General features: G+C 70.6%; 21 protein-coding genes and 1 tRNA gene. 1 reads left to right on the top strand and 21 read right to left on the bottom strand.

Translation table 11 applies throughout. The features are described 5' to 3' along the window. Positions 1-80: 80 nt before the first annotated feature. The 21 genes from ACZ4VA_RS35510 to ACZ4VA_RS35410 form a co-directional block, all read right to left on the bottom strand. Positions 81-896: a F0F1 ATP synthase subunit delta gene (locus tag ACZ4VA_RS35510; protein WP_468084032.1), complete on the bottom strand. Its 816-nt coding sequence runs from the start codon at positions 894-896 to the stop codon at positions 81-83. After that, positions 893-1438 (bottom strand): F0F1 ATP synthase subunit B, encoded by a 546-nt coding sequence (locus ACZ4VA_RS35505; RefSeq protein WP_356169416.1) that lies wholly within the window; start codon positions 1436-1438, stop codon positions 893-895. Before ACZ4VA_RS35505 ends, ACZ4VA_RS35510 begins: the two co-directional genes overlap by 4 nt. A gap of 42 nt (positions 1439-1480) precedes the next feature. Next, positions 1481-1711 (bottom strand): ATP synthase F0 subunit C, encoded by a 231-nt coding sequence (atpE, locus tag ACZ4VA_RS35500; RefSeq protein WP_355780514.1) that lies wholly within the window; start codon positions 1709-1711, stop codon positions 1481-1483. A 75-nt stretch (positions 1712-1786) separates the two neighbouring features. Further along, positions 1787-2608, bottom strand: coding sequence for a F0F1 ATP synthase subunit A (gene atpB, locus ACZ4VA_RS35495; protein ID WP_355780517.1), 822 nt, complete (start codon positions 2606-2608; stop codon positions 1787-1789). A 225-nt stretch (positions 2609-2833) separates the two neighbouring features. Next, on the bottom strand, positions 2834-3271 hold the full coding sequence (locus ACZ4VA_RS35490; RefSeq protein WP_356169413.1) for a hypothetical protein: 438 nt from the start codon (positions 3269-3271) through the stop codon (positions 2834-2836). Positions 3272-3552: 281 nt separating this feature from the next. After that, entirely contained in the window at positions 3553-4890 is a 1338-nt protein-coding gene (locus ACZ4VA_RS35485; RefSeq protein WP_355780523.1) for an MraY family glycosyltransferase, read from the bottom strand. Between the two features lie 129 nt (positions 4891-5019). After that, a complete protein-coding gene (locus tag ACZ4VA_RS35480) occupies positions 5020-6258 on the bottom strand; it encodes a serine hydroxymethyltransferase (protein ID WP_356169410.1) in 1239 nt (412 codons plus the stop codon). Positions 6259-6329: 71 nt separating this feature from the next. Continuing rightward, complete coding sequence (locus ACZ4VA_RS35475; protein ID WP_355780529.1) at positions 6330-6995, bottom strand: arsenate reductase/protein-tyrosine-phosphatase family protein; 666 nt, start codon at positions 6993-6995, stop codon at positions 6330-6332. After that, positions 6992-7639: an L-threonylcarbamoyladenylate synthase gene (locus ACZ4VA_RS35470; protein WP_355780532.1), complete on the bottom strand. Its 648-nt coding sequence runs from the start codon at positions 7637-7639 to the stop codon at positions 6992-6994. Before ACZ4VA_RS35470 ends, ACZ4VA_RS35475 begins: the two co-directional genes overlap by 4 nt. Positions 7640-7692: 53 nt before the next feature. Then, on the bottom strand, positions 7693-8532 hold the full coding sequence (gene prmC / locus ACZ4VA_RS35465; protein ID WP_355780534.1) for a peptide chain release factor N(5)-glutamine methyltransferase: 840 nt from the start codon (positions 8530-8532) through the stop codon (positions 7693-7695). Positions 8533-8625: 93 nt separating this feature from the next. After that, on the bottom strand, positions 8626-9702 hold the full coding sequence (gene prfA, locus ACZ4VA_RS35460; RefSeq protein ID WP_355780537.1) for a peptide chain release factor 1: 1077 nt from the start codon (positions 9700-9702) through the stop codon (positions 8626-8628). 135 nt (positions 9703-9837) lie between these two features. After that, a complete protein-coding gene (rpmE, locus tag ACZ4VA_RS35455) occupies positions 9838-10059 on the bottom strand; it encodes a 50S ribosomal protein L31 (protein WP_010984345.1) in 222 nt (73 codons plus the stop codon). A gap of 173 nt (positions 10060-10232) precedes the next feature. Beyond that, positions 10233-11372 carry an LCP family protein gene (locus ACZ4VA_RS35450; RefSeq protein WP_356169406.1) on the bottom strand — a complete coding sequence of 380 codons (1140 nt, stop codon included), beginning with the start codon at positions 11370-11372 and terminating at the stop codon, positions 10233-10235. A gap of 207 nt (positions 11373-11579) precedes the next feature. Further along, entirely contained in the window at positions 11580-13391 is a 1812-nt protein-coding gene (locus ACZ4VA_RS35445) for a trypsin-like serine protease (protein ID WP_356238297.1), read from the bottom strand. Between the two features lie 174 nt (positions 13392-13565). After that, on the bottom strand, positions 13566-15617 hold the full coding sequence (rho, locus tag ACZ4VA_RS35440) for a transcription termination factor Rho (protein ID WP_356238295.1): 2052 nt from the start codon (positions 15615-15617) through the stop codon (positions 13566-13568). 392 nt (positions 15618-16009) lie between these two features. Further along, complete coding sequence (gene thrB / locus ACZ4VA_RS35435; RefSeq protein ID WP_355786221.1) at positions 16010-16939, bottom strand: homoserine kinase; 930 nt, start codon at positions 16937-16939, stop codon at positions 16010-16012. Positions 16940-17486: 547 nt separating this feature from the next. Then, a complete protein-coding gene (gene thrC / locus ACZ4VA_RS35430) occupies positions 17487-18545 on the bottom strand; it encodes a threonine synthase (protein ID WP_356169397.1) in 1059 nt (352 codons plus the stop codon). Positions 18546-18551: 6 nt separating this feature from the next. After that, positions 18552-19850 (bottom strand): homoserine dehydrogenase, encoded by a 1299-nt coding sequence (locus ACZ4VA_RS35425; protein ID WP_355790310.1) that lies wholly within the window; start codon positions 19848-19850, stop codon positions 18552-18554. Between the two features lie 157 nt (positions 19851-20007). Further along, on the bottom strand, positions 20008-21399 hold the full coding sequence (gene lysA, locus ACZ4VA_RS35420) for a diaminopimelate decarboxylase (RefSeq protein ID WP_468084025.1): 1392 nt from the start codon (positions 21397-21399) through the stop codon (positions 20008-20010). A 7-nt stretch (positions 21400-21406) separates the two neighbouring features. After that, complete coding sequence (nrtL, locus tag ACZ4VA_RS35415; protein ID WP_468084023.1) at positions 21407-22660, bottom strand: ArgS-related anticodon-binding protein NrtL; 1254 nt, start codon at positions 22658-22660, stop codon at positions 21407-21409. Positions 22661-23264: 604 nt separating this feature from the next. Beyond that, a complete protein-coding gene (locus tag ACZ4VA_RS35410) occupies positions 23265-23753 on the bottom strand; it encodes a response regulator (protein WP_355783388.1) in 489 nt (162 codons plus the stop codon). 201 nt (positions 23754-23954) lie between these two features. Between ACZ4VA_RS35410 and ACZ4VA_RS35405 the strand changes: the two genes are divergently transcribed. Continuing rightward, positions 23955-24026 (top strand) — tRNA-Arg (locus ACZ4VA_RS35405). Positions 24027-24076: the final 50 nt, after the last annotated feature.

Genomic DNA, 24076 nt, shown 5'->3' with positions numbered 1-24076 from the left:
ATCCCCCCTGAAAGAGGTGAATCCTCTGCAACGGCCCAACCAGGGCCGCGACTACTGCGTTCTTGCTTATGAAGTTGCTGTCAGCTCGCCATGCGGCGGGCGGCCTCTTCGAGCCGGTCCGCGATGGAGCCGTTGATGACCTCGTCACCGACCTGCACCCGGATCCCGCCGAGGACCTCGGGGTCCACGTCGAGGTTGAGGTGCATCCGGCGGCCGTAGAGCTTGGCCAGGGCGTCGCCGAGGCGCCGCTTCTGTCCGTCGCTCAGCGGTACCGCCGAGGTGACGACGGCGACCATGCGGTCCCGGCGCGCGGCGGCGAGCTTGGACAGGGACTCCAGTCCCGATTCCAGGCTACGTCCACGCGGCACGGTCACGAGGCGGGTCACCAGTCGCTCGGTCACCGGGTGGGCCCGGCCGCCGAGCAGGCTGCGCAGCAGCTCGCCCTTGGCCGCCCGGCCGGCGGCCCGGTTGGTCAGCGCGGCGCGCAGCTCGGTGTTCGAGGAGACGATCCGGCCGAACCGGAACAGCTCGTCCTCGACGTCGTCGAGCGCGCCGGCCTGCTGCGCCTTGGTGAGCTCGGCGATGCTCGCCAGCTCCTCCAGGGCGTCGACCAGGTCACGCGGCTGCGACCAGCGGGAGCGCACCAGACCGGACACCAGGTCGGCGGTCGTACCGCTGACCTGGGCGCCGAGGAGGCGCCGGGCCAGCTCGGCCTTCGCCTCGCCGGGCTGCGCCGGGTCGGTGAGGACCCGACGCAGCGACACCTCGCGGTGGAGCAGCGCGGTGACGGCGGCCAGCTCGTCGGCGAGCTGCGCCGCGTCCACGGACGTCGAGTCCGTCAGCGCGTCGAGACGCTCACGTGCGGCTGCCAGGGCCTCGCGGCTCGCTCCGTTCATCGCGCGGCCTCGGCCTTCTCCTCGAGCTCGTCGAGGAAACGGTCGATCGTGCGGCTCTGCCGGGCGTGGTCCTCGAGGGACTCGCCCACCAGCTTGCCGGCCAGGTCGGTGGCGAGCTTGCCCACGTCCTGGCGCAGCGCCTGAGCTGCGGACTTGCGGTCGGCCGCGATCTGGGTGTGACCGGCGGCGATGATTTCCTCGCGCTGCCGCTGGCCTTCCGCACGCATCTCGGCGATGAGCGTGGCGCCCTGCTCCTGCGCCTCCTGGCGCAGACGCGCGGCCTCGTGCCGAGCCTCGGCGAGCTGAGCCTTGTACTGCTCAAGAACGCTCTGGGCCTCGGTCTGAGCGGCCTCGGCCTTTTCGATACCGCCCTCGATGGCCTCGCGACGCTGCTCCAGAACCTTGTTGATGTTCGGGAGGAGCTTCCACGCCAGGAAGCCGAAGACGATGACGAAGGCGATCAGGCCGATGACAAGCTCGGGGATCGGCGGGACGAGGGGGTTTTCCTTCTCCTCGGCCGCCAGAATGAGCAGCTGGCTCATGTCAGTGCCTTTCGTCTAGTGGGCTGTCGCTGATCGGTTGGATCAGGTGCCGTAGACGAACGGCATGACCAGACCGATGAGGGCGAGCGCCTCACAGAAGGCGAAGCCGAGGATCTGGTTGGCGCGGATCAGACCGGCGGCTTCGGGCTGGCGGGCCAGGGCCTGGGTGCCGTTACCGAAGATGATGCCGACGCCGACGCCGGGGCCGATCGCGGCGAGACCGTAGCCAATGGAACCGAGCGAGCCGGAGACCTCGGCAGCGAGGTTCATCATGTCTGCATTCCTTTGCTGTGAACTGGCCGGTGGGGGTTGGCCACCGAACAACTAGGGGGTCTTGGGGTGGGTCGCTCAGTGGTGCTCGGCGAGCGCGCCCTGGATGAACGTGCAGGTCAGCAGCACGAACACGTACGCCTGCAGGGCCTGGATGAACAGCTCGAAGGCCGTCATGACGAGGACCATGATGAACGAGACGCCCGAGTAGACGATCCCGAACCCGTTGAGCAGGTACCAGCTGGCGATCGTGAACAGCAGCAGCAGGGTGTGCCCCGCGAACATGTTCGCGAAGAGTCGCACTGCGTGCGTGAACGGCCGCACGATCAGGTTCGAAAGAAGCTCGATGAACATGGCGAGCGGCAGAACCGGGCCCAGCGACTTGTCGTAGCCGGTGATGTTCTTCCACGCGCCGATGAAGCCGTGCCGCTTGAACGTCAGCGAGACCCAGACGACGTAGACGATCAGGGCGAGGACCGCCGGGTACGCGATGATCGCGGTGACCGGGAACTGGGCGACCGGGATGATCGACCAGAGGTTCATCATCCAGATGAAGAAGAACAGCGAGACGACCAGCGGGACGTACTTCTCGCCTTCCTTCTTGCCGATCGTCTCGTAGACGACGCCACGACGGATGAAGTCGTAGCCGGCCTCGGCGACCATCTGGAGCTTGCCCGGGACAACCTTCGGCTTTCGGAAGGCGGCCCAGAAGAAGCCGACGACGACCAGCGAGCCGAGCAGCGCCAGGAGCATCGTCTTGTTGAAGTAGACGTTGCTGTCACCGTCGCCCCACAGGGGCTCGAACAGGAACGAGTGCAGGCCGGGAGCCGGGAATCCACAGCCGTCGAAGATGTGGCAGTCGGTCTCGAAGGCGAGCACCTGCGTCGGGTCAGCACTCACCGCGGGCTCCTTCAGCGTGGCGCATAGGTACGGCAACCTCGTTGTGTCGGCGCGGCGCGCAGCCGCGGTTCGGCACTGGACTGGTGTTACGGATGTGAGGGCGGCTGTGGGGCATCAAGCCTCGCGATTGAGCAGGCGTCAGCTCAGATGCCCGCGCCCGCGATGCCGCAGTTGGCACCGGACGATAGCAGGATCTCCTACGCGCCTTTATCCCGGCCCTACCCCTCACGACGAGTGCTCCGACTTTTCGGGCTTGTCGCCCTTCGAAGAGTCGGGTTCGACGTAGAGGATCTTGGCCTTCATGTGGGCGCGCGCCTGGGCGCCGATCCACGCGAGCGTGGCGGCGACCAACGTGATCGCGAAGGCTTTGGGGTTGAACAGCGTCGTGTTCTTGAACACGGCGACGAAGATGAAGAGCAGCAGGATCTGCGCCGTGTAGAGCAGCAGTCCCATCGCCTGGAACAGATGCGGAAGCGTGGCGGCGACGCGCTGCAGAACGTAGAGCCCGAGACCCATGAAGAGGATCACGACCAGCGTCGCGACGAGCGCCCCGAGGGCTCCCTTGCCGCCGGCGGCCACGGCGCTGACGACGGCGGCGATCGCGCCGACGGCAGCTGTGGGCACAGCGGCCTGAAGGAGAATCCGGGCGTCATTGGACGGCATGGCGGCAACTCCGCTTGCTAAGGGGGCGTGTCGTCATGGACGAGCGTAGTCCCGGGTCGAGTGGTGACCTCACGCCAAGAGACCGTCGCATCACGGTCCTTCGGCTCCAGCCCGGGGTTCTCGTGAACGGTATCACAAACTATTTGATGAGGTCTTTACCTGCTTGGTGTGCTCGGCGTCACACATGAGAGTTAATCCGCGCGTCTGTGCAAGATCGGGGCCAACTTGTCTGGTAATGGGCCCTTTCGCGGGCACGGCTCTTGCGGGATTCTTACCTTCCGTCAGTGCGAGGACCCCGCCCCGCGCCGGTCCAGCCGGCGCTCGCGGACCCCAACTGCCGTGGCCCCGTTGACGCCTGAGACGCCCGTGACCACAGGGGTGCGCGGCTCCTCCTCGCCGGGCTCGTACGCGGCGGACTCCTCGCCCTCGTCCCGCGCGGTGTCGACGGCCCCGCGACGGCGGTAGCGCGGCGGCACGAAGCGCTCGGCCCAGCGCGGGGTGCGCGGAGTGAAGCGCGGCAGCAGGAGCAGCACCAGGCCGACCGCGCTGAACAGCATGACGCCGAGCACGATCCACATGGACGCCGAGTTCACCGAGTAGGCCAGCGCCCCGAAGGCGATCACCGCCGACCAGAAGTACATGATCAGGACGGCCCTGCTGTGCGAGTGGCCGACCTCCAGCAGACGGTGGTGCAGGTGCCCGCGGTCGGCCGCGAAGGGCGACTGGCCGCGCCAGGTGCGCCGCACGATGGCGAGCACGAGGTCGGCGGCCGGCACCGCGATGATCGTCAGCGGCAGCAGCAGCGGGATGTACACGGGCACCGTCTGGTGCACCGTGTTGCGCTCCGACCCGGAGAACAGGTTCATCGCGTCGGGGTCGATCTGCCCCGTGATGGAGATCGCGCCGGCGGCCAGCACGAGCCCGATGAGCATCGAGCCGGAGTCGCCCATGAAGATCCGGGCGGGGTGCATGTTGTGCGGCAGGAAGCCCAGGCACATCCCCATCAGGATCGCCGCGAACAGCGTCGCGGGGGCGGCGGCCTCGATGCCGTAGCTGTACCAGATGCGGTACGCGTACAGGAAGAACGCGGCGGAGGCGATGCACACCATGCCGGCGGCGAGCCCGTCCAGGCCGTCCACGAAGTTGACGGCGTTGATGGTGATGACGACGAGTGCCACCGTCAGCAGCGTGCCCTGCCACTGGGTCAGCGCGACCAGGCCGACACCCGGGATCGGCAGCCACAGGATCGTCAGACCCTGCATGACCATCACGCCCGCGGCGATCATCTGGCCGCCCAGCTTGATCAGGGCGTCGATCTCGAACTTGTCGTCCAGGACACCGATCAGCCAGATCAGCGCCGCCCCGGACAGCAGCGCCCGCGGTTCGTTCGAGCTGGCGAAGACCTCGTTCAGGTTCTCCAGGTGGTCCGCGACCAGCAGGCCCGCGCACAGTCCGAAGAACATCGCGATCCCGCCGAGCCGCGGAGTGGGTTCCCGGTGCACGTCACGCGCCCGGATCTCCGGCATGGCTCCGGCCACGATCGCGAATTTACGTACCGGCCCTGTCAGCAGGTACGTCACCGCGGCCGTGATGCAGAGCGTCAGCAGGTATTCACGCACGGGCTTCCCCACAGGTCTCGCTGGCCATCACAGCCCCACACCCTAGCTTCGCGCGCATATGAGTGAGGACTTCCGGGTAGCGACGATGGTTGCACGAGTGGCTGTGCCCGCATCGCCACCCACCCGTCGTCAGCCGGGATAGGGCGGAAATCTTCCGGTCAGCTCCCGCACTTCTTCACGTGCCGTCCTGGCCTCGGCCCCGTCCCGCAGCACGTTCGCGAACAGTACGGCGATCCGCACCATCTCCGCCTCGCCCATGCCCTGCGTGGTCACCGCGGCGGTGCCGATGCGCAGCCCCCGCGCGTCCCCGTGCGGCAGGGCGCAGGTGTCGAGGACCAGTCCCGCGGCGGCGAGCCTGCCGCGGGCGGTGCGCCCCTCCACGCCGAGCGGCGCCGGGTCCGCGGTCAGCATGTGGGTGTCGGTGCCGCCGGTCGTGACCGTGAGCCCCTGTCCCTCCAGCGCCGCGGCCAGCACACGCGCGTTGGCGACCACCTGGTGGGCGTACGCCGAGAAGGCCGGCGTCGACGCCTCACCGAAGGCGACGGCCTTGGCGGCGATCGTGTGCATCTGCGCGCCGCCCTGCGTGAACGGGAAGACCGCGCGGTCCAGCCGCTCCGCCAGTTCGCTCCCGCACAGCAGCATCCCGCCGCGCGGACCGCGCAGCACCTTGTGGGTGGTGGCGCACACGACGTCGGCGTACGGCACCGGGCTGGGCGCCGCTCCCCCGGCGACGAGCCCCATCGGATGCGCGGCGTCGGCGATCAGGTAGGCGCCCGCCTCGTCGGCGATCTCCCGGAAGGCCGCGTAGTCGATGTGCCGCGGATAGGAGATCGAGCCGCACACGATGGCCTTCGGGCGGTGCGCGCGGGCGAGCGCCCGCACCTGCTCGTAGTCGATGAGCCCGCTCTCCGCGTCGACGCCGTATCCGACGAAGTCGAACCAGCGGCCCGAGAAGTTCGCGGGCGAGCCGTGTGTGAGGTGGCCGCCGTAGGGCAGGCCCATCGCCAGCACGGTGTCCCCCGGGCGCAGCAGCGCGGCGTACGCGGCGAGGACCGCGGAGGAGCCCGAGTGCGACTGCACGTTGGCGTGCTCGGCGCCGAACAGGGCCTTGGCGCGGTCGACGGCGAGGCGTTCGGCGACGTCGACGAGCTCGCAGCCGCCGTGGTGCCGGGCGCCCGGGTAGCCCTCCGCGTACTTGTTGGCGAGCGGCGACCCGAGGGCGGCGAGCACGGCGGGCGAGGTGAAGTTCTCCGCGGCGATGAGCTGAAGGGTCGTCGACTGCCGGTCGAGCTCCCCGAGCAGGACGTCGGCGAGTTCCGGGTCCTGGCGGCGCAGGACGTCCGCTTCGAGCGTGGGTGTGACCGGCATGGTGGGCTCCGGACCTCGGCGGGGCGTGGCTTACGTCCAATGTAGGACCGGGACCGGTGGCACGCCCGGTGTCAGGTCCGGGCGGGGACACCTGTCAGCGCCGTGACGACCGGATCGAGCGCCTCGTTGATCTCGTCGCCGACGGAGCGGAAGAACGGGAGCGGGGCGCCGTACGGGTCGTACACCTCGTCCGCCTCGGCCGTCGGGGCGAGGAGCCACCCGCGTAGAGCCGCCGCGGCGCGCACCAGGGCGCGTGCGCGCGCGACCACCCCGTCGTCCAGGGGCGGCAGCGTGGCCGGGTCTATGGCGCGCACCAGCCGGGTGAACTCCTTGAGGGTGAAGGTGCGCAGGCCCGCCGAGTGGCCCATGGAGATGACCTGGGCGCGGTGGTCGCGGGTCGCCGTCAGCACCAGGTCGGCCCTGATGACGTGGTCGTCGAGCAGCTCGCGTCCGACGAACCCGGAGGCGTCCGCGCCGAAGTCCGCGAGGACGGCCTCGGCGTTGGCCTCCATGGGCGCGCCCTCGTGGCCCCAGGTGCCGGCGCTCTCCACGATCAGCCCGCCCCACGAGGGGTCGCCGAGGCGGTCCGCCAGGGCATGGCGGGTCAGCCGCTCGGTGATCGGCGAGCGGCACACGTTGCCGGTGCTGACGTGGAGGATGCGGAAGGACCCCTGGGGGGACCCGTTGGTCCCCGTGATCCCCGTGCCTATGCCACGCCCCGCGTCAGGGGCTGTCAATTCGCCACCTCGAGGTCGGGTACGACCTTGCGCAGCTCTTCGGCGGACAGTGCCCCCTCGCGGAGCAGCACGGGCACCTTGCCGGTCACGTCGACGATCGACGACGGCACGATGCCCGGGGTCGGGCCGCCGTCCAGGTAGACCGAGACGGAGTCGCCGAGCATCTCCTGCGCGGCGTCGCAGTTCTCGGGAGACGGGTGTCCGGTGAGGTTCGCGGAGGAGACGGCCATGGGGCCGACCTCGGTGAGCAGCTCGATGGCGACCGGGTGCAGCGGCATGCGCACGGCGACGGTGCCGCGGGTGTCCCCGAGGTCCCACTGGAGGGACGGCTGGTGCTTGGCGACGAGGGTGAGGGCGCCGGGCCAGAACGCGTCGACGAGCTCCCAGGCCATCTCGGAGAAGTCCGTGACGAGGCCGTGCAGCGTGTTCGGGGAGCCGATGAGGACGGGCGTGGGCATGTTGCGGCCCCGGCCCTTGGCGTCCAGCAGGTCGGCGACGGCCTCGGAGCTGAACGCGTCGGCACCGATGCCGTAGACGGTGTCGGTCGGCAGCACCACGAGCTCGCCACGGCGGACGGCGGACGCGGCCTCGCGCAGCCCGGTCGCGCGGTCGGTCGCGTCGTTGGTGTCGTATCGCCGTGCCATCTAGCGGGCCTCCTCGTACACGTACTGCTGGTTTGTCGTAACGGTGGGCGCGCTCACGGCATCGCCCTGCGGGCGGTCGCGAACCGCGGCCGGTTGTTGAGGTCCGGGTGGTCGGCCGCGTCGGCCCAGCCCCGCTCCTCGGTGAAGATCCACGGCACCTGCCCGCCCTGGGTGTCGGCGTGCTCGATCACGACGACGCCGCCGGGGCGCAGCAGCCGGTGCGCGGTGCGCTCGATGCCGCGGATGAGTTCGAGTCCGTCCTCGCCGGAGAACAGGGCGAGTTCGGGATCGTAGTCGCGGGCCTCCGGGGCGACGTACTCCCATTCCGTGAGGGGGATGTACGGCGGGTTGGAGATGACCAGGTCGACCTGGCCGTCGAGGTCCGGGAAGGCCTCCAGGGCGTCTCCCTGGCGCAGGTCGACCCTGGACCCCTCGACGTTCAGCCGCGTCCACTTCAGGGCGTCCTCGGACAGCTCCACGGCGTGCACACGTGAGCGCGGGACCTCCTGGGCGAGGGCGAGGGCGATGGCGCCGGAGCCGGTGCACAGGTCGACGATGAGGGGTTCCACCACGTCCATGGCGCGTACGGCGTCTATGGCCCAGCCGACGACGGACTCGGTCTCGGGCCGGGGCACGAAGACGCCGGGGCCGACCTGGAGTTCCAGGTAGCGGAAGTAGGCGTGGCCGGTGATGTGCTGGAGCGGTTCGCGCGCCTCGCGGCGCGCGATCACCTCCCAGTACCGGGCGTCGAAGTCGATGTCCTTGACTGTGTGCAGCTCGCCCCGCTTCACGCCGTGCACGAAGGCGGCGAGCTCCTCCGCGTCGTTGCGCGGCGAGGGCACGCCGGCGTCGGCCAGGCGCTGGGTGGCCTGGGCCACTTCCGCGAGCAGCACGCTGCGGGGGTTCGGGGGTCGCCCCCCAAGATGTTGCTGCACGCTGGTCCTCCGGGGCTGAGCTGTTGTCGTACGGCTTTGCTGGTACGTGCCTTACGCGGCGGCGAGCTTGGCCGCCGAGTCCGCGTCCACACACGCCTGGATCACGGCGTCGAGGTCACCGTCGAGCACCTGGTCCAAGTTGTACGCCTTGAAGCCGACGCGGTGGTCCGAGATGCGATTCTCGGGGTAGTTGTACGTGCGGATCTTCTCGGAGCGGTCGACGGTGCGGACCTGGCTGCGGCGGGCGTCCGCGGCCTCCCGCTCCGCTTCCTCCTGGGCCGCCGCGAGGAGCCTGGAGCGCAGGATACGCATCGCCTGCTCCTTGTTCTGCAGCTGGCTCTTCTCGTTCTGGCAGGAGGCGACGACTCCGGTGGGCAGGTGGGTGATGCGCACCGCGGAGTCGGTGGTGTTGACGGACTGGCCGCCGGGTCCGGAGGAGCGGTAGACGTCGATCCGCAGGTCGTTGGCGTGGATCTCGACGTCGACCTCCTCGGCCTCGGGCGTGACGAGCACGCCGGCGGCGGAGGTGTGGATGCGGCCCTGCGACTCGGTGGAGGGCACGCGCTGCACGCGGTGCACGCCGCCCTCGTACTTCAGGCGGGCCCAGACGCCCTGGCCGGGCTCGGTGGCGCCGTTGCCGCCCTTGGTCTTCACGGCGACCTGGACGTCCTTGTAGCCGCCCTGATCGGACTCGGTGGCGTCGATGATCTCGGTCTTCCAGCCGACGCGCTCGGCGTACCGGAGATACATCCGCAGGAGGTCCCCGGCGAACAGGGCGGACTCGTCGCCGCCGGCGCCGGCCTTGACCTCCAGGATGACGTCCTTGTCGTCGTTGGGGTCACGCGGAACGAGCAGCAGGCGCAGCTTCTCGGTGAGCTCCTCGCGCTGCTTCTCCAGCTCCTTGACCTCGGCGGCGAAGTCGGGGTCGTCGACGGCGAACTCCTTCGCCGTGCCGATGTCGTCCCCGGTCTGCTTCCAGGAGCGGTACGTCGCGACGATCGGGGTCAGCTCGGCGTAGCGCTTGTTGAGCTTGCGCGCGTTGGCCTGGTCGGCGTGGACCGACGGGTCAGCGAGCTTCTTCTCCAGATCGGCGTGCTCACCGATGAGTTCCTCGACCGCCTCGAACATCTCCGGCTCCAATGGGCTGTCCCGCGCCGGTTGACGAGCGGCGGGACGTAGGTACGACGAATGGGGGCTGCACCGCAAAGCGCCGGTCCCGGCGTCCCCTGCGCGGGGACACCGGAGACCGGCGCTGTGGGCTCGCTACTTCTTGGCAGCGGCAGCCTTGCCGAAGCGGGCCTCGAAGCGGGCCACACGGCCACCGGTGTCGAGGATCTTCTGCTTGCCCGTGTAGAACGGGTGGCACTCGGAGCAGACCTCGGCACGGACGGTGCCGCTGGAGATCGTGCTGCGGGTGGTGAACGACGCGCCACAGGTGCAGCTGACCTGCGTCTCGACGTATTCGGGGTGGATGTCGCGCTTCAAGGGTGTCTCCTAGTTTCGGGAGGGCGCCGGGTCGCCGCCGCGGGATGCGGGTGCGTGAACCGGAGCCGACGTACCAGTCTGCCAGGACTGGGCGCATCCCCCAAAACCGGGGTGGGGGACGATCTATTCCCCGGGGCCCTCCGGCCCGGCCCCGGGAGGGGTGCCCTTGCCGCTCAGCCGGAGCTGACGACGCCCTTGGCCTCGCCGGTCGCGGTGCCCTCGGTCGCGGACTTCGGGATCGGCCGGTCGTCCTCGAGGGCCGTCCAGACCTGCTCGGCCTTGGTCTTCTCGACGAGGACGCGGTTGGCGTTCGCGCTGTCGTAGGCGACCGGCATGGTGACCATGCGCATCTTCGACGAGCTGATGCCCTTGAGGCCGCCGGCGAAGGACGCGAGCTCCTTGACCGAGCCGAGGTCGGAGTCGGTGGTGACGGTCTTGGTGGCGGTGTCGGCGACGTCGAACAGCTTCTTCGGGTTCGTCAGCACGCCGAGGTCCTTGACCTGGTCGACCAGCGCCTTGATGAACGCCTGCTGGAGCTGGATGCGGCCGAGGTCCGAGCCGTCGCCGACGCCGTGCCGGGTGCGGACCAGGCCGAGCGCCTGCTTCCCGTCGAGCGTGTGGCTGCCGGCCTTCAGCTTCAGGTGGCTGTCCGGGTCGGAGATGTCCTTCGTCGTGGTGATGTCCACGCCGCCGAGGTCGTCCACGAGCTTCTCGAAGCCGCTGAAGTCGACCTCGATGTAGTGGTCCATGCGGATGCCGCTCATCGACTCGACGGTCTTGACCGCGCAGGCGGCGCCGCCGGTGGAGTACGCGGAGTTGAACATGACCTGCGACGCGGCGTCGTGGGTGACGCCCTCGCCGTCGGTGCAGGAGGGCCGGTCGACGAGGGTGTCCCGCGGTATGGACACCACACTCGCCTTCTTGTGGCCCTTGTAGACGTGCACGACCATCGCGGTGTCCGAGCGGGCCGAGCCGTCGTCGGTGCCGCCGCCGAGCTTCTTGTTGGTGCCCGAGCGGGTGTCGGAGCCGAGGACGAGGATGTCCTGCGAGCCGTTGTCGACGTCCAGGGGACGGTGGCCGCCGAGGGCCTGGTTGATGTCGACGCTCTTGATGTTGCCGTTGAGCTTGAAGTACACGTACCCGACGCCGGCGCCGCCCAGGGCCACGACGCCCGCGGCGGCCCAGGCCGTGATCAGCAGGCCCTTGCGCCGCTTGCCGCGGGGGGCCCGGCGGCGGCCCGGGGCGCGGTGGCGGGGGCCGCCCGGGCCGGGTTCCGGGGGTGTGCCGGGTACCGGCGTGCTCTCGGCAGACATGTGCTCCTCAGTCCTTGGTCGGTCGGTTACCCCCTGCTTCCAGGGCTGGGCCCGGTCTGTCATGACTCGTACCGGTCCATGGTCACTCCGTACGGTCAGACGGGGAAACCCGGGAAAGGGTTGCACAACGCACTGTGCCCACCGCGTGGAGCGGTGGGCACAGTGCGTGACGGGCGTGACCCGGAGGATCCGGGCTCACCTGCGATTTCAGGCGAAGATGTCGTACTTCTGGTATCCGGTGCCGATCGTGATCCTTGTGGCGAAGATCTCCGAGGTGGCCTTGCCGGTGCCCTTGTACAGGTAGAGCGTGCCGCCGGGGGTGCGGGCCAGGAAGTCGGCCTTGCCGTCGCCGGTCACGTCACCGGGGGCGTCGAAGGCGTTGTAGCCGCTCCAGGTGCGCACCTTGATGCGGGTGGAGAAGGCTCCGGAACCCGCCTTGCCGGTGCCCTTGTACAGGTACACGTACGAGCCGCTCTTGCTTCGGGTGATCAGGTCGGCCTTGCCGTCGCCGGTGAAGTCGCCGTGGCCGCGGACCGAGTTGTACTGGTTCCAGCCGGAGCTCACCTGGACGCGGGACGAGAAGGAGCCGTTGCCCTTGCCCGGGTAGATCCACAGGTAGCCGGCGGAGTCGACGGAGAGCAGGTCGGGCAGGGCGTCCCCGGTGACGTCGCCGGGGGCGACGATGCGGGTGCGGGTCTTCCAGTTGTCGAAGATCTGCTTGGTCGCCCAGGTGCCGCTGGCGGGCACGTAGTGCTGCCAGAAGACGTCGCCGTCGGAGCTGCGGCGGATCACCATGTCCTGGTAGCCGTCGCGGTCGAGGTCGGTCTGCAGGATGACGTTGACCCCGGCCCAGCCGCCCCAGGACTGGCGGGCGCCGAACGTGGTGCCCTTGGAGTCCTTCTCGAACCCCTCGTCGTTGGAGTTCTGGCGCAGGAACAGGTCGGCCTTGTCGTCGCCGCTGAGGTTGGTGTCCTCGACGCGCGGGTACGCGGCGCCGGCGTACGAGCCGACCTTCGAGAAGACGCTGTACGCGCCCTCCGCCACGCAGTCCTTCACGCCCCAGGAGACGACGCCGACGATGCGGCCGCCGACGACGAGCGGGCCGCCGGAGTCGCCGTTGCACGCGGAGGTGGTGCCGGTGTCGCTGCCGGTGGCCGGCTTGCCCGCGCAGACCATGTGGCCCTTGATGAAGTCGGAGCCGTAGTAGCCCGCGCAGGTGCTGTCGGACTGGATCGGCAGGGTCGCCGTCTTCAGCGTCTCCGAGATGTCCTCGGTGGTCGAGGTGGTGCGGCCCCAGCCGTAGAGCGTGGCCTCGGTGCCGGCCGCGTACGACGCGGTGTCGCCCGAGGTCGTCATCCGGATCGGCTTGGCCGAGATCGGGTTCGGCAGCGTCAGGACGGCGATGTCGTTGTCGATGGTCGCGTCGCTGTACGAGGGGTGGTCCCACTGGCGCCAGACGCCGGAGACGGTGCCGCCGTGCAGGTCGGTGTTGTCCGACTCGTCGGTGGTCGGCAGCTGCGAGGTGTTGGTGATGACGGCGCCGTTGGCGTGCCAGTCGTAGCCGTCGACGCAGTGCGCGGCGGTGAGGATCTTCGTCGGCGAGACGACGGCGCCGCCGCAGAAGAAGCCGAGGTCGTCGCTCTCGCCGGCGGTGCCCTGGTCGTCGTAGTACCAGAGCTGCGCCATCCACGGGGCGGAGGTGATCGTGGTCTCGGTGCCACCGATGATCTTCGGGTCGATGGCCGAGGCGCCGGTACCGGCGCTCAGCGCCGACTTCTTCGGCGTCTCGCCGGCGATGTCGTCACCCGCGACCGCGCCCGCCACCCGCTTCGTCAGCTCGGCGAGCGTCGCGGAGCTGGTCGTGGGCTTGACGGTCGGCTCGGGCAGCGCGGTGGCCGCGTCCGCGGACGACATCAGCAGCGCGCCGGCGACGGCCGCGGCGAGCGCGGCCGCCGCGACCGGGACGGCTATGCGGATCCGGCGTCTGTGCCGACCGGCTCCGGACGTGGTTGTGCCCACTCAAGTCCCCCCACAGAGTCAAGAGTTGAGAGAGCGAAGCGTCGTCGAACAGTAATCGAAGACTTCTTCGACTCAAGATGAAGTCGCGATCGTACACCGGCCCCCACGCAGCACAGAGGGCCGCCCCCGTCACGTGCGTGACGGGGGCGGCCCTCGTGGTTCCTACCGGCTGAGTCAGTCGTTGCCGTTGCCCGGCGACGGCGTCGTCTTCTGGATCTGGAGCAGGAACTCGGCGTTCGACTTCGTCTGCTTCATCTTGTCGAGAAGCAGCTCGATCGCCTGCTGCTGGTCGAGCGCGTGCAGCACCCGGCGCAGCTTCCAGGTGATGGCCAGCTCGTCGCTGCCGAGCAGGATCTCTTCCTTACGGGTGCCGGACGCGTCGACGTCCACCGCCGGGAAGATGCGCTTGTCGGCGAGCTTGCGGTCGAGCTTGAGCTCCGCGTTGCCGGTGCCCTTGAACTCCTCGAAGATCACCTCGTCCATGCGCGAGCCGGTGTCGACCAGCGCGGTGGCCAGGATGGTCAGCGAGCCGCCGTCCTCGATGTTGCGCGCGGCACCGAAGAAGCGCTTCGGCGGGTACAGCGCGGTCGAGTCGACACCACCGGACAGGATGCGGCCGGAGGCGGGCGCGGCGAGGTTGTACGCACGGCCCAGACGCGTGATCGAGTCGAGCAGCACGACGACGTCGTGGCCCAGCTCCACCAGGCGCTTGGCACGCTCGATGGCGAGCTCGGCGACCGTGGTGTGGTCCTCGGCCGGACGGTCGAAGGTCGAGGAGATGACCTCGCCCTTGACCGACCGCTGCATGTCGGTGACCTCTTCCGGACGCTCGTCGACCAGGACGACCATCAGGTGGCACTCGGGGTTGTTGTGCGTGATCGCGTTGGCGATCGCCTGCATGATCATGGTCTTGCCGGTCTTCGGCGGGGCCACGATCAGACCGCGCTGGCCCTTGCCGATCGGCGCGACGAGGTCGATGATCCGGGTCGTCAGCACACCCGGGTCCGTCTCCAGGCGGAGGCGGTCCTGCGGGTACAGCGGCGTCAGCTTGTTGAACTCCGGTCGGCCGCGGCCGTGTTCGGGAGCCATGCCGTTGACGGAGTCGAGGCGGACGAGCGCGTTGAACTTCTCGCGGCGCTCCCCCTCCTTGGGCTGACGGACCGCGCCGGTGATGTGGTCACCCTTGCGCAGACCGTTCTTGCGGACCTGGGCGAGGGAGACGTACACGTCGTTCGGCCCGGGCAGGTAGCCGGAGGTGCGGATGAACGCGTAGTTGTCGAGGATGTCCAGGATGCCCGCGACGGGGATCAGGACGTCGTCGTCGGCGACCTGCGGCTCGTTGGCGCCGAACTCGTCACGGCCACGACGGCCACGACGGTCGCGGTAACGCCCCCGGCGGCCGCGGCGGCCACCCTCGAAGTCGTCGTCGTCCTGGGGTCCGTTGTCCCGCTGCTGCCGGTCCTGGCGGTCCTGACGGCCGCCGCCCTGCTGCTGGCGGTCCTGACGGTCCTGGCGCTGCTGACCGCCGCCGCCCTGGCCGCCCTGCTGCTGGTCGTCGCCCTTGCCACGGCGGTCACGGTCGCGGCCACCACGGTCGCCACGCTCACCGCGCTCACCGCGCTCACGGCGGTCGCGACGGCCCTGCCGGCCCTCGGCGCCGTCGTCGACGGACGCCTCGGCCTTGGGCTCGTTCTTCGCCTCGGCGGCGACCGTCTCGGGGCTGCCTGCCTCGGCGGTGGCCCGGCGGCGGCGACGCTCGCCCGCGGGGGCGTCGTCTCCGCTGCGCTCGGCCTCGGCCGTGCGGGCCGGGCCCCCGGCGGGCTGGCCGGGGATCTCGATCTGCTGCTGGGCCACGGCCTTCTCGGCGGCCTTGTCGGCCTTCTCCGCCGACTTCGCGGCGGGCGCGGCCTCGTCACCCGTACGGGCCTTGGAGGTGGCGCGGCGCTTCGGCTTGGTCTCGGCGGCGTCGGCGGTCTTCGCCGCGGCGCCTCCTCCGGCCTGCGCCTCCTTGATGACCTCGATCAACTGGCTCTTGCGCATACGCGCGGTGCCCCTGATGCCGAGGCCGGATGCGACCTGCTGCAGTTCGGCCAGCACCATGCCGTCGAGGCCGGTGCCACGGCGCCGCCGGGAGCCGGCACCGGTGGCAGGCGCGGAGGCGTCCGTGGCGGGCGCGGCAGCGGTCTCCTCGACACGTGCGCCCATCAGATCGGTGGTGTCGCTCACGAAGGGTCCTTCCCTGGAGCGGACGTCGGCCTGTCTGGCTCGGCGACCGGTTGTGCTGTCCGGCTTTGGTCCTGTCTCTGTGGACCGTGCCGGGGCGGTGGTCCGCCAAAGCGGCGGAAGAGATATCTGGTGATGACGATTCCCGGAGCCGTGGCACTCGGTGCCTGTGTCACGCGGCTCGGTCACGCCGGTTCCGGAGCGTGCTCGGCAAACCGCTCAGTGTCGTCGTACGGAGTACGGAACACGCTGCGGCTTGGGAGGCTCCCGGAAGAATGGTTGTCCCGGACGGGGACACGAAGCACCTCGCCATGGCGGGGTCGGGTGCAGACTTGAGGTTAACACTACCGGATCCAACAAACATTCCCCCTCTCGAAATCCGGCAACCGTGGCTCCTAGTGGGCGCCGGTCGGTGCGAGCGGCAGCACGCTCGCCCCCTGTGCGTCGAGGTCCAGGCGGTTCGCGGCCCAGCCCTCGCCCGCCAGGTGGGCGACCTTGTCGGCGCTCGCCTCGTCGGCCAGCGCCAGGACCGTGGGCCCCGCGCCGGAGATCACCGCGGGCACGCCGTCGGCCCGCAGCCGCTCCACCAGTGCGGCGCTCTCCGGCATGGCCGGAGCGCGGTACTCCTGGTGCAGCCGGTCCTCGGTGGCGGGCAGCAGCAGCTCGGGGCGCCTGGTCAGCGCCTCGACGAGCAGTGCGGCACGGCCCGCGTTGGTGGCGGCGTCGACGTGCGGGACGGTGCGCGGCAGCAGTCCCCGCGCGGTCTCGGTGAGCACGGCCTTGCCGGGCACGAAGACGACCGGGACGACGGAACGGGCGGGCTCCATCCGGATCGCCCGCGCGGCGCCGCTCTCCATCCAGGAGAGCGTGAAGCCGCCGAGGAGACAGGCCGCGACGTTGTCGGGGTGGCCCTCGATCTCGGTGGCGAGTTCGAGCAGCGCCGTGTCGTCGAGCCGGCTGTCGCCCCCTATCGTCACGGCGCGCGCGGCGACGATGCCCGCGCAGATGGCGGCCGACGAGGAGCCGAGGCCGCGGCCGTGCGGGATGCGGTTGGCACAGACGATCTCGAGACCGCGGGGCTGTCCGCCCAGCAGGTCGAAGGCGGTGCGCAGGGAGCGTACGAGCAGGTGGCTCTCGTCGCGCGGGAGCGTCTCGCTGCCCTCGCCTGCGATGTCTACGTGCAGCCCGGAGTCGGCCACCCGGACGACGACGTCGTCGTAGAGCCCCAGTGACAGGCCGAGGGCGTCGAAGCCCGGGCCGAGGTTGGCACTGGTGGCGGGGACGCGCACCCGGACGGCGGCGGCGCGGAAGGCTGGACCGGCCATCGCTCGATGACTCTCCTTGAGCTGCGTGATGTGCGAGATGTCGATGAACTGCGATACGTGCGCAAGACCCGTGGGCCGCAGGCGCGGCGCGGCTCCGCGGCATATGCGGCGGGCGGGTTCGGTACAGCCTATCGAAGGAAGGTTCTGTGGCGACATAGGGCGCACGGGAGGCGCACGATGCGTGTCGTAAGCCCCTTGTGCACCCGCTGCCGGGTCCCCGCGGAACGGCCCCGCGAGCGGCCGCCGACGAGGCCCGCGCACCACTTACCCCGGAACCCGGCCTCCCTCACCCTCCGACTCCCCCGCGCGGACACCGAGGGCGGCTGAGCAGGCGTTTCACACCCGGCGGGCGACGGCGCCAGGGGCCAGGTTCCGTCGGCGGGCCAGCGTCCCTCCGTACGGGGGTGGCCCGTGGCCGGGCGTCGCCCCGTGTGCCGGGTGCCGCGGTGGGCGCGGCCTGCGCCTGCCCACCGTCGGCCCCGGGTGTCGGTGCCCCGCGGCGGCCGTCGCCCTGCGGGGCCACGCCCGCCCGAGGCCCGTCGGACCTCTACGCGAGACCGAGCCGCTCGGCCGCCGTCACCGCGTCGACCGGGACGGTGACCGGCTGCGGGGCGCCCGCGACGGCCCAGTCCGGGTCCTTGAGCCCGTTGCCGGTCACCGTGCAGACGATCCGCTGGCCGGGGTCGACCAGTCCCTGCTCGGCCGCCTTCAGCAGACCGGCGACGGACGCGGCGGAGGCGGGCTCGACGAAGACACCCTCCTGGGCCGCCAACAGCCGGTAGGCGCGCAGGATCTCACGGTCCGTCACCTCGTCGATGAGGCCGCCCGACTCGTCCCGGGCGGCCAGCGCGAACTGCCACGAGGCCGGGTTGCCGATACGGATCGCGGTGGCGATGGTCGACGGGTCCTTGACGACCTCGCCGCGCACGATGGGCGCGGAACCGGATGCCTGGAAGCCCCACATCCGGGGGGTCCGCGAGGCGATCGAGTCCGCGGCGTACTCGCGATAACCCTTCCAGTACGCCGTGATGTTGCCCGCGTTGCCGACCGGCAGGACGTGGATGTCGGGCGCGTCGCCGAGCATGTCGACGATCTCGAACGCGGCCGTCTTCTGGCCCTCGATACGCACCGGGTTGACCGAATTGACCAGCGCCACCGGGTAGTTGTCCGACAGCGAGCGGGCCAGCGTGAGGCAGTCGTCGAAGTTGCCGTCGACCTGGAGGATCTTCGCCCCGTGCACGAGGGCCTGGCCCATCTTGCCGAGCGCGATCTTGCCCTGCGGCACCAGGACGGCGGAGACCATCCCGGCGCGTACGGCGTAGGCGGCGGCCGAGGCCGAGGTGTTGCCCGTGGAGGCGCAGATGACCGCCTTCGCGCCCTCCTCCTTGGCCCGCGTGATGGCCATGGTCATACCGCGGTCCTTGAAGGACCCGGTGGGGTTCGCGCCCTCGACCTTGAGGTGGACCTCGCAGCCCGTGCGCTCGGAGAGCACCTGCGCCGGCACGAGCGGCGTACCGCCCTCCCGGAGCGTCACGACCTCAGTGCTGTCGGAGACCGGCAGCCGGTCCCGGTACTCCTCGATGATTCCGCGCCACTGGTGGGTCATTGCTGGTTACTCTCCTTCAACCCGCATGATGCTGGCGACGCCCCGTACGGTGTCGAGGCTGCGGAGCGCCTCGACGGTCCCGTTCAGGGAGGCGTCGGACGCCCGGTGGGTGACGACGACGAGAGAGGCGTCGTCGCCTCCGTCTGGTCGGCCTTGCTGGCGCACGGTGTCGATGGAGACGCCGTGCTCGGCGAAGACGGTCGCGACCTGGGCGAGCACGCCCGGTTTGTCCGCCACGTCGAGACTGATGTGGTAGCGCGTGACGACCTCGCCCATCGGCGAGACCGGCAGCTGGGTGTACGCGGAGTCGCCGGGCCCGGTCGCGCCGCTGAGCCGGTTGCGGCACACCGCCACGAGGTCGCCGAGCACGGCGGACGCCGTCGGCGCACCGCCCGCTCCGGGGCCGTAGAACATGAGCTGGCCCGCCGCGTCCGACTCCACGAAGACGGCGTTGTACGCGCCGCGCACGGAGGCCAGCGGGTGGCTGAGGGGGATCATCGCGGGATGCACGCGTGCCGTGACCGAGCCGCCGTCGGCCGCCCGCTCGCAGATGGCGAGCAGTTTGATGGTGCAGCCCATCCGGCGCGCCGAGGCGAAGTCGGCGGCGGTGACCTCGGTCATGCCCTCGCGGTACACGTCGTCGAGACGCACGCGCGTGTGGAAGGCGATACCGGCGAGGATCGCGGCCTTGGCGGCGGCGTCGAAGCCCTCGACGTCCGCGGTCGGGTCCGCCTCGGCGTACCCGAGGGCGGTGGCCTCGTCGAGGGCCTCCTGGTAGCCGGCGCCCGTCGAGTCCATCTTGTCGAGGATGAAGTTGGTCGTGCCGTTGACGATGCCGAGCACGCGGTTGACCTTGTCGCCGGCGAGGGACTCGCGCAGCGGGCGGATCAGCGGGATGGCACCGGCGACGGCGGCCTCGTAGTAGAGGTCCCGCCCCTGCTGCTGGGCGGCGGCGTGCAGGGCGGCGCCGTCCTGGGCGAGCAGCGCCTTGTTGGCCGACACGACCGAGGCGCCGTGCTCGAAGGCGGTGGTGATGAGTGTGCGGGCCGGCTCGATGCCGCCGATGACCTCGACGACGACGTCGATGTCCCCGCGCTTGACCAGCGCGGTCGCGTCCGTGGTGACCAGGGCCGGGTCGATGCCCTCGCGCACCTTGGAGGGCCGCCGCACCGCCACGCCGGCCAGCTCCACCGGGGCGCCGATGCGCGCCGTGAGGTCGTCGGCGTGCGTCGTCATGATGCGCGCCACCTCGGAGCCGACGACCCCACAGCCCAGCAGCGCCACCTTCAGCGGACGCGTACGCATCATCCGACCTCGTTTCCTCATACCGTCACGGTTGGACCAGTCTCACTCACCGGACGGGAGTTTCTATCCCTCGTCCGGATCGTGAGATGTCTATTTCATTTTCCTGAGCGGCGGACACGGGAGATCTTCCGCCCGCCGCCGGGCGTCCCCGGGAGCGTCATCCGACGTCGAGACGCAGCAGGTCCTCCTCGGTCTCGCGGCGGACGATCACCCGGGCCTCGCCGTCCTGGACCGCGATCACCGGCGGCCGCAGGGCGTGGTTGTAGTTGCTCGCCATCGAACGGCAGTAGGCGCCGGTCGCCGGCACCGCGATGAGGTCGCCGGGCGCGAGGTCGGCGGGCAGGAACGCGTCGCGGACCACGATGTCGCCGCTCTCGCAGTGCTTGCCGACCACCCGGACGAGCATGGGCTCGGCGTCACTGGTCCGCGACACGAGCGAGACGCTGTACTCGGCGTCGTACAGCGCGGTCCTGATGTTGTCGGACATGCCCCCGTCGACGGAGACGTACGTCCGCAGGCCCTCCAGCGGCTTGATCGTGCCGACCTCGTACAGCGTGAAGGCGGTCGGCCCGGCGATGGCGCGGCCCGGCTCCACGGAGATGCGCGGCGTGCGCAGCCCGGCCGCCTCGCACTCGCGGGTGACGATCTCGCCGAGCGCCTTGGCGATCTCGTGCGGCTCGCGGGGGTCGTCGTCGCTGGTGTACGCGATGCCGAGACCGCCGCCGAGGTCGATCTCGGGCAGCTCCACGCCGTGCTCGTCGCGGACCGCGGCCAGCAGCGCCACGACCCGGCGGGCGGCGACCTCGAAGCCGGCCATGTCGAAGATCTGCGACCCGATGTGCGAGTGGATCCCGATGAGTTCGAGCCCGTCGAGGGTCAGCGCACGGCGTACGGCCTCGGCGGCCTGCCCGTCCGCGAGCGCGATGCCGAACTTCTGGTCCTCGTGCGCGGTGGCGATGAACTCGTGCGTGTGGGCCTCGACGCCGACGGTGACGCGGATCTGCACGCGCTGCCGCTTGCCGAGGCCGTCGGCGATGTGCGCGACCCGGACGATCTCCTGGAAGGAGTCGAGCACGATGCGCCCGACCCCGCTCTCGATGGCCTGGGTGATCTCGCGGACCGACTTGTTGTTGCCGTGGAAGGCGATCCGGTCGGCGGGCATCCCGGCGGACAGCGCGGTGGCGAGCTCGCCGCCGGAGCACACGTCGAGGTTCAGCCCCTCCTCGTGCAGCCAGCGGACCACGGCACGCGACAGGAAGGCCTTGCCGGCGTAGAAGACGTCGGCGTCGTGCCCGAAGGCGGAACGCCAGGCGCGCGCCCGCGCCCGGAAGTCCGCCTCGTCGACGACGTAGGCGGGGGTGCCGAACTCCTCGGCCAGCCTCGTCACGTCGATCCCGCCGACGCTGACGACACCGTCCTCGGTCCGCGTGACGGTATGGGCCCACACCTTGGGGTCGAGGGCGTTGAGGTCCTTCGGCGGGGCGCTGTAGTGGCCCTCGGGGAGCACATCGGCGTGACGGGGCCCGGCGGGGTGTGCGGAACGGCTCATTCTTCTCTCACAGGTAGTCAGGGGCACTGATGCCGAGCAGGGACAGGCCGCCGGCCAGCACCGCCCCGGCGGCTTCGGCGAGCGCGAGCCGGGCACGGTGGGCGGCCGAGGGTTTCTCGTCCCCGAGCGGCAGCACGGTGTGCTGGAAGCCGAGGACCGCGTCGGCGACGACCACCAGATGCCGGGCGAGCCGGTCGGGCGCGTACTGGGTGGCGGCGGCGCGCAGGGCCTGGGGGTGGTCGGCGAGAGCGCGAAGAAGAGGGGCGGCGTCGGGCGCCTGCGGATCACCCGGGGTACCGGTGAAACCCAGCCGGGCGGCGTTACGGCCGAGCGCCCGGGTCCGGGCGTGGGCATAACTGACCCGGAACAGCGGATTGACGGCCCGCTGCACGAGATGGTCGGCGGTGACCCGCGGCAGATCACGCCCAGCAGGATGAAGCAACGCCCACCGCGCGGCATCACCCCCGAGGGGGGTCGGGTCCTCGGGGGCGGGGAGGGGGCGGAGGTTTATGGGGGTGGGGGGTGTGGGGGGCTCGGGGGCGGAGGGAGCCTGGGGTACGGGGGGCTCGGGTGCGGAGAGAGCCGGGGGCACGGTCGTACGGGCCCGGTGCTCGACCTCGGCGCGGCCCCCGTCTGAGGGCGGGGACGTAGGCGCGCGGTGCACCCGCTCGGGACGGCCGGCTTCGGAGGTCGCAGCCGTACGGTGCTCGACCTCGGCAGGCTCGCAGTCCGCGGGCGTGGCCGTGGACGCCCCGTGCACCCGCTCGGCGCTGCTGCCCTCGGTGCTGACGGCCGTACGGTGCTCGACCTCGGCACGGCCGCCCTGGGTGGCGACGATGCGGACGAGGGCGTCGGCGACGACCTCCGCGCGGATGTCGTACGGAATGCGGAACCGCAGCACCTGCCCGGCGAGGGCGTCGCTGTGGCCGTACTCACCCGCTCGGATCTCGCGTACGAGGGCGGTGGCGGGGTCGGCCGTCCTGTCGAGGCGGATGTTCAGGAACCCGGGGCCGGTGATCTCGACGTCGGCGACACCGGCGGAGCGGGTGAGGTGGGGCCGCAGGACCTGGGCGACGTGCAGGGGCGGACGTCCGGCGGGCCGGGCCAGCTGCAAGGCGATGTTGGTGGCGTAGTCCCCGCAGCCTCCGGGTCCCGGCACGGTGACGACGGCACGTGCGGGCACGGCCACGCTCAGCTCCCCCTCGTCGACAGCACGACGCACCGCGCGCAGCACGGTACGGGAGAGCTCGACGGGGGTCACGGGTCAAGCCTAGGGGAGGAGGGGGGTGCGGAGGCGACTCGGTTTCCCGGGGTTCCGGGATGTGGACGGGGGTGGGGCAGGGAGAGGGGGGCGGAGGGGGTGCGTTGGGGAAGCCTCTGCGGGGCGGGTTGGAGCGAGGTGGGGCGGCGGAGTGGGGATGCGGTGCGGCGGGGGCCGGCGGGGTGCGGCGGGCAGAGCCGGCAACGAACGCTCGACCGGCGAACTCGGGGTCGCTATGCCGTGGACAACCCGGTGCCGTGGACAACCCGGTGAGCGAGCCTCGCCGTGAGGAGTGCCACTGGGGGTGGGTGAGGTGCGGCGGGGCGACCCGGGCAACGAGCGCTCGACCGGCACGCTCGGGGCCGCTACGCCGTGGACAGCCCCGGTGAGCAAGCCTCGCCGTGAACACCCCCACCGAGGCGGGCGAGGTGCGGTGGGGCGGACCCGGTCAACGAACGCGAACTTCTGACCCACCGATCGCCGTAAGCCCACCGGCCGACGGGACCCTCGCGAACAGCGAACAGCGAACAGCGGTCGGCGAGCGGCGAGCGGCGGTTGCCCGGTCGGCACCGAGATTGACGGGCAATGACCGATGCCGACGGATCTAACTCCCGCTGCGACCGGCGCGCTCGGGATCGCCACTGCCATGGACACTCCCGTGGCCCTCACCGTGAACGGTGCCGTGGACGCCGCCATGGGCGTTCCCACGGACGCCCGAGTTGGGCCCGATCGCCCGGCCAGGCTCGGTGGCCCGGTCCATCAACTGTCGTACGACGCGCACGAGTTCGGTCGGCTCGAACGGCTTGGCGAGAAATACGTCGACGCCAACATCGAGCCCGGTGTCGACCTCGTTTTGAGTGCACGCGCTGATGATGGCGAGGGGAAGATTCCGGGTCCGGGGATCGGCACGGAGCCGGGCGGCGGTACGCAGTCCGTCGAGACGGGGCATCACGACATCGAGGGTGACGACATCGGGCCGTACCTGGTGGACTATGTCCAGACATTCGGCACCGTCAGCGGCGGTCACGACCTCGATGCCCTCCAGCTCGAGGTTGACCCTGATCAGCTGCCGGATCACCTTGTTGTCGTCCACGACAAGGACCCGACCGGACGCACCTGGCACAACTCGAGAGTAGGTCGGCGGCCACCACCGCGTCCGGGTTTTCCCGACTTCCACCCCCTGAGGGTCACCCGGCCCAGTTCAGGGCCCCGACTCCCCGCGGAAACCTGTTCATGGCACCCCCTGTCGAGCTGGTAGGGTTCTACCCGTCGCCGCACACACCACGGCCGACACGCCCCCGTAGCTCAGGGGATAGAGCAACGGCCTCCGGAGCCGTGTGCGCAGGTTCGAATCCTGCCGGGGGCACCTTGCATGAGGTGCCCAAAGACCCCGTCACCAGCGGAAACGCTGAGGCC

It is taken from the genome of Streptomyces sp. NPDC028308 (assembly GCF_055565855.1).
This window is presented reverse-complemented; position numbering and strand designations above follow the sequence as displayed.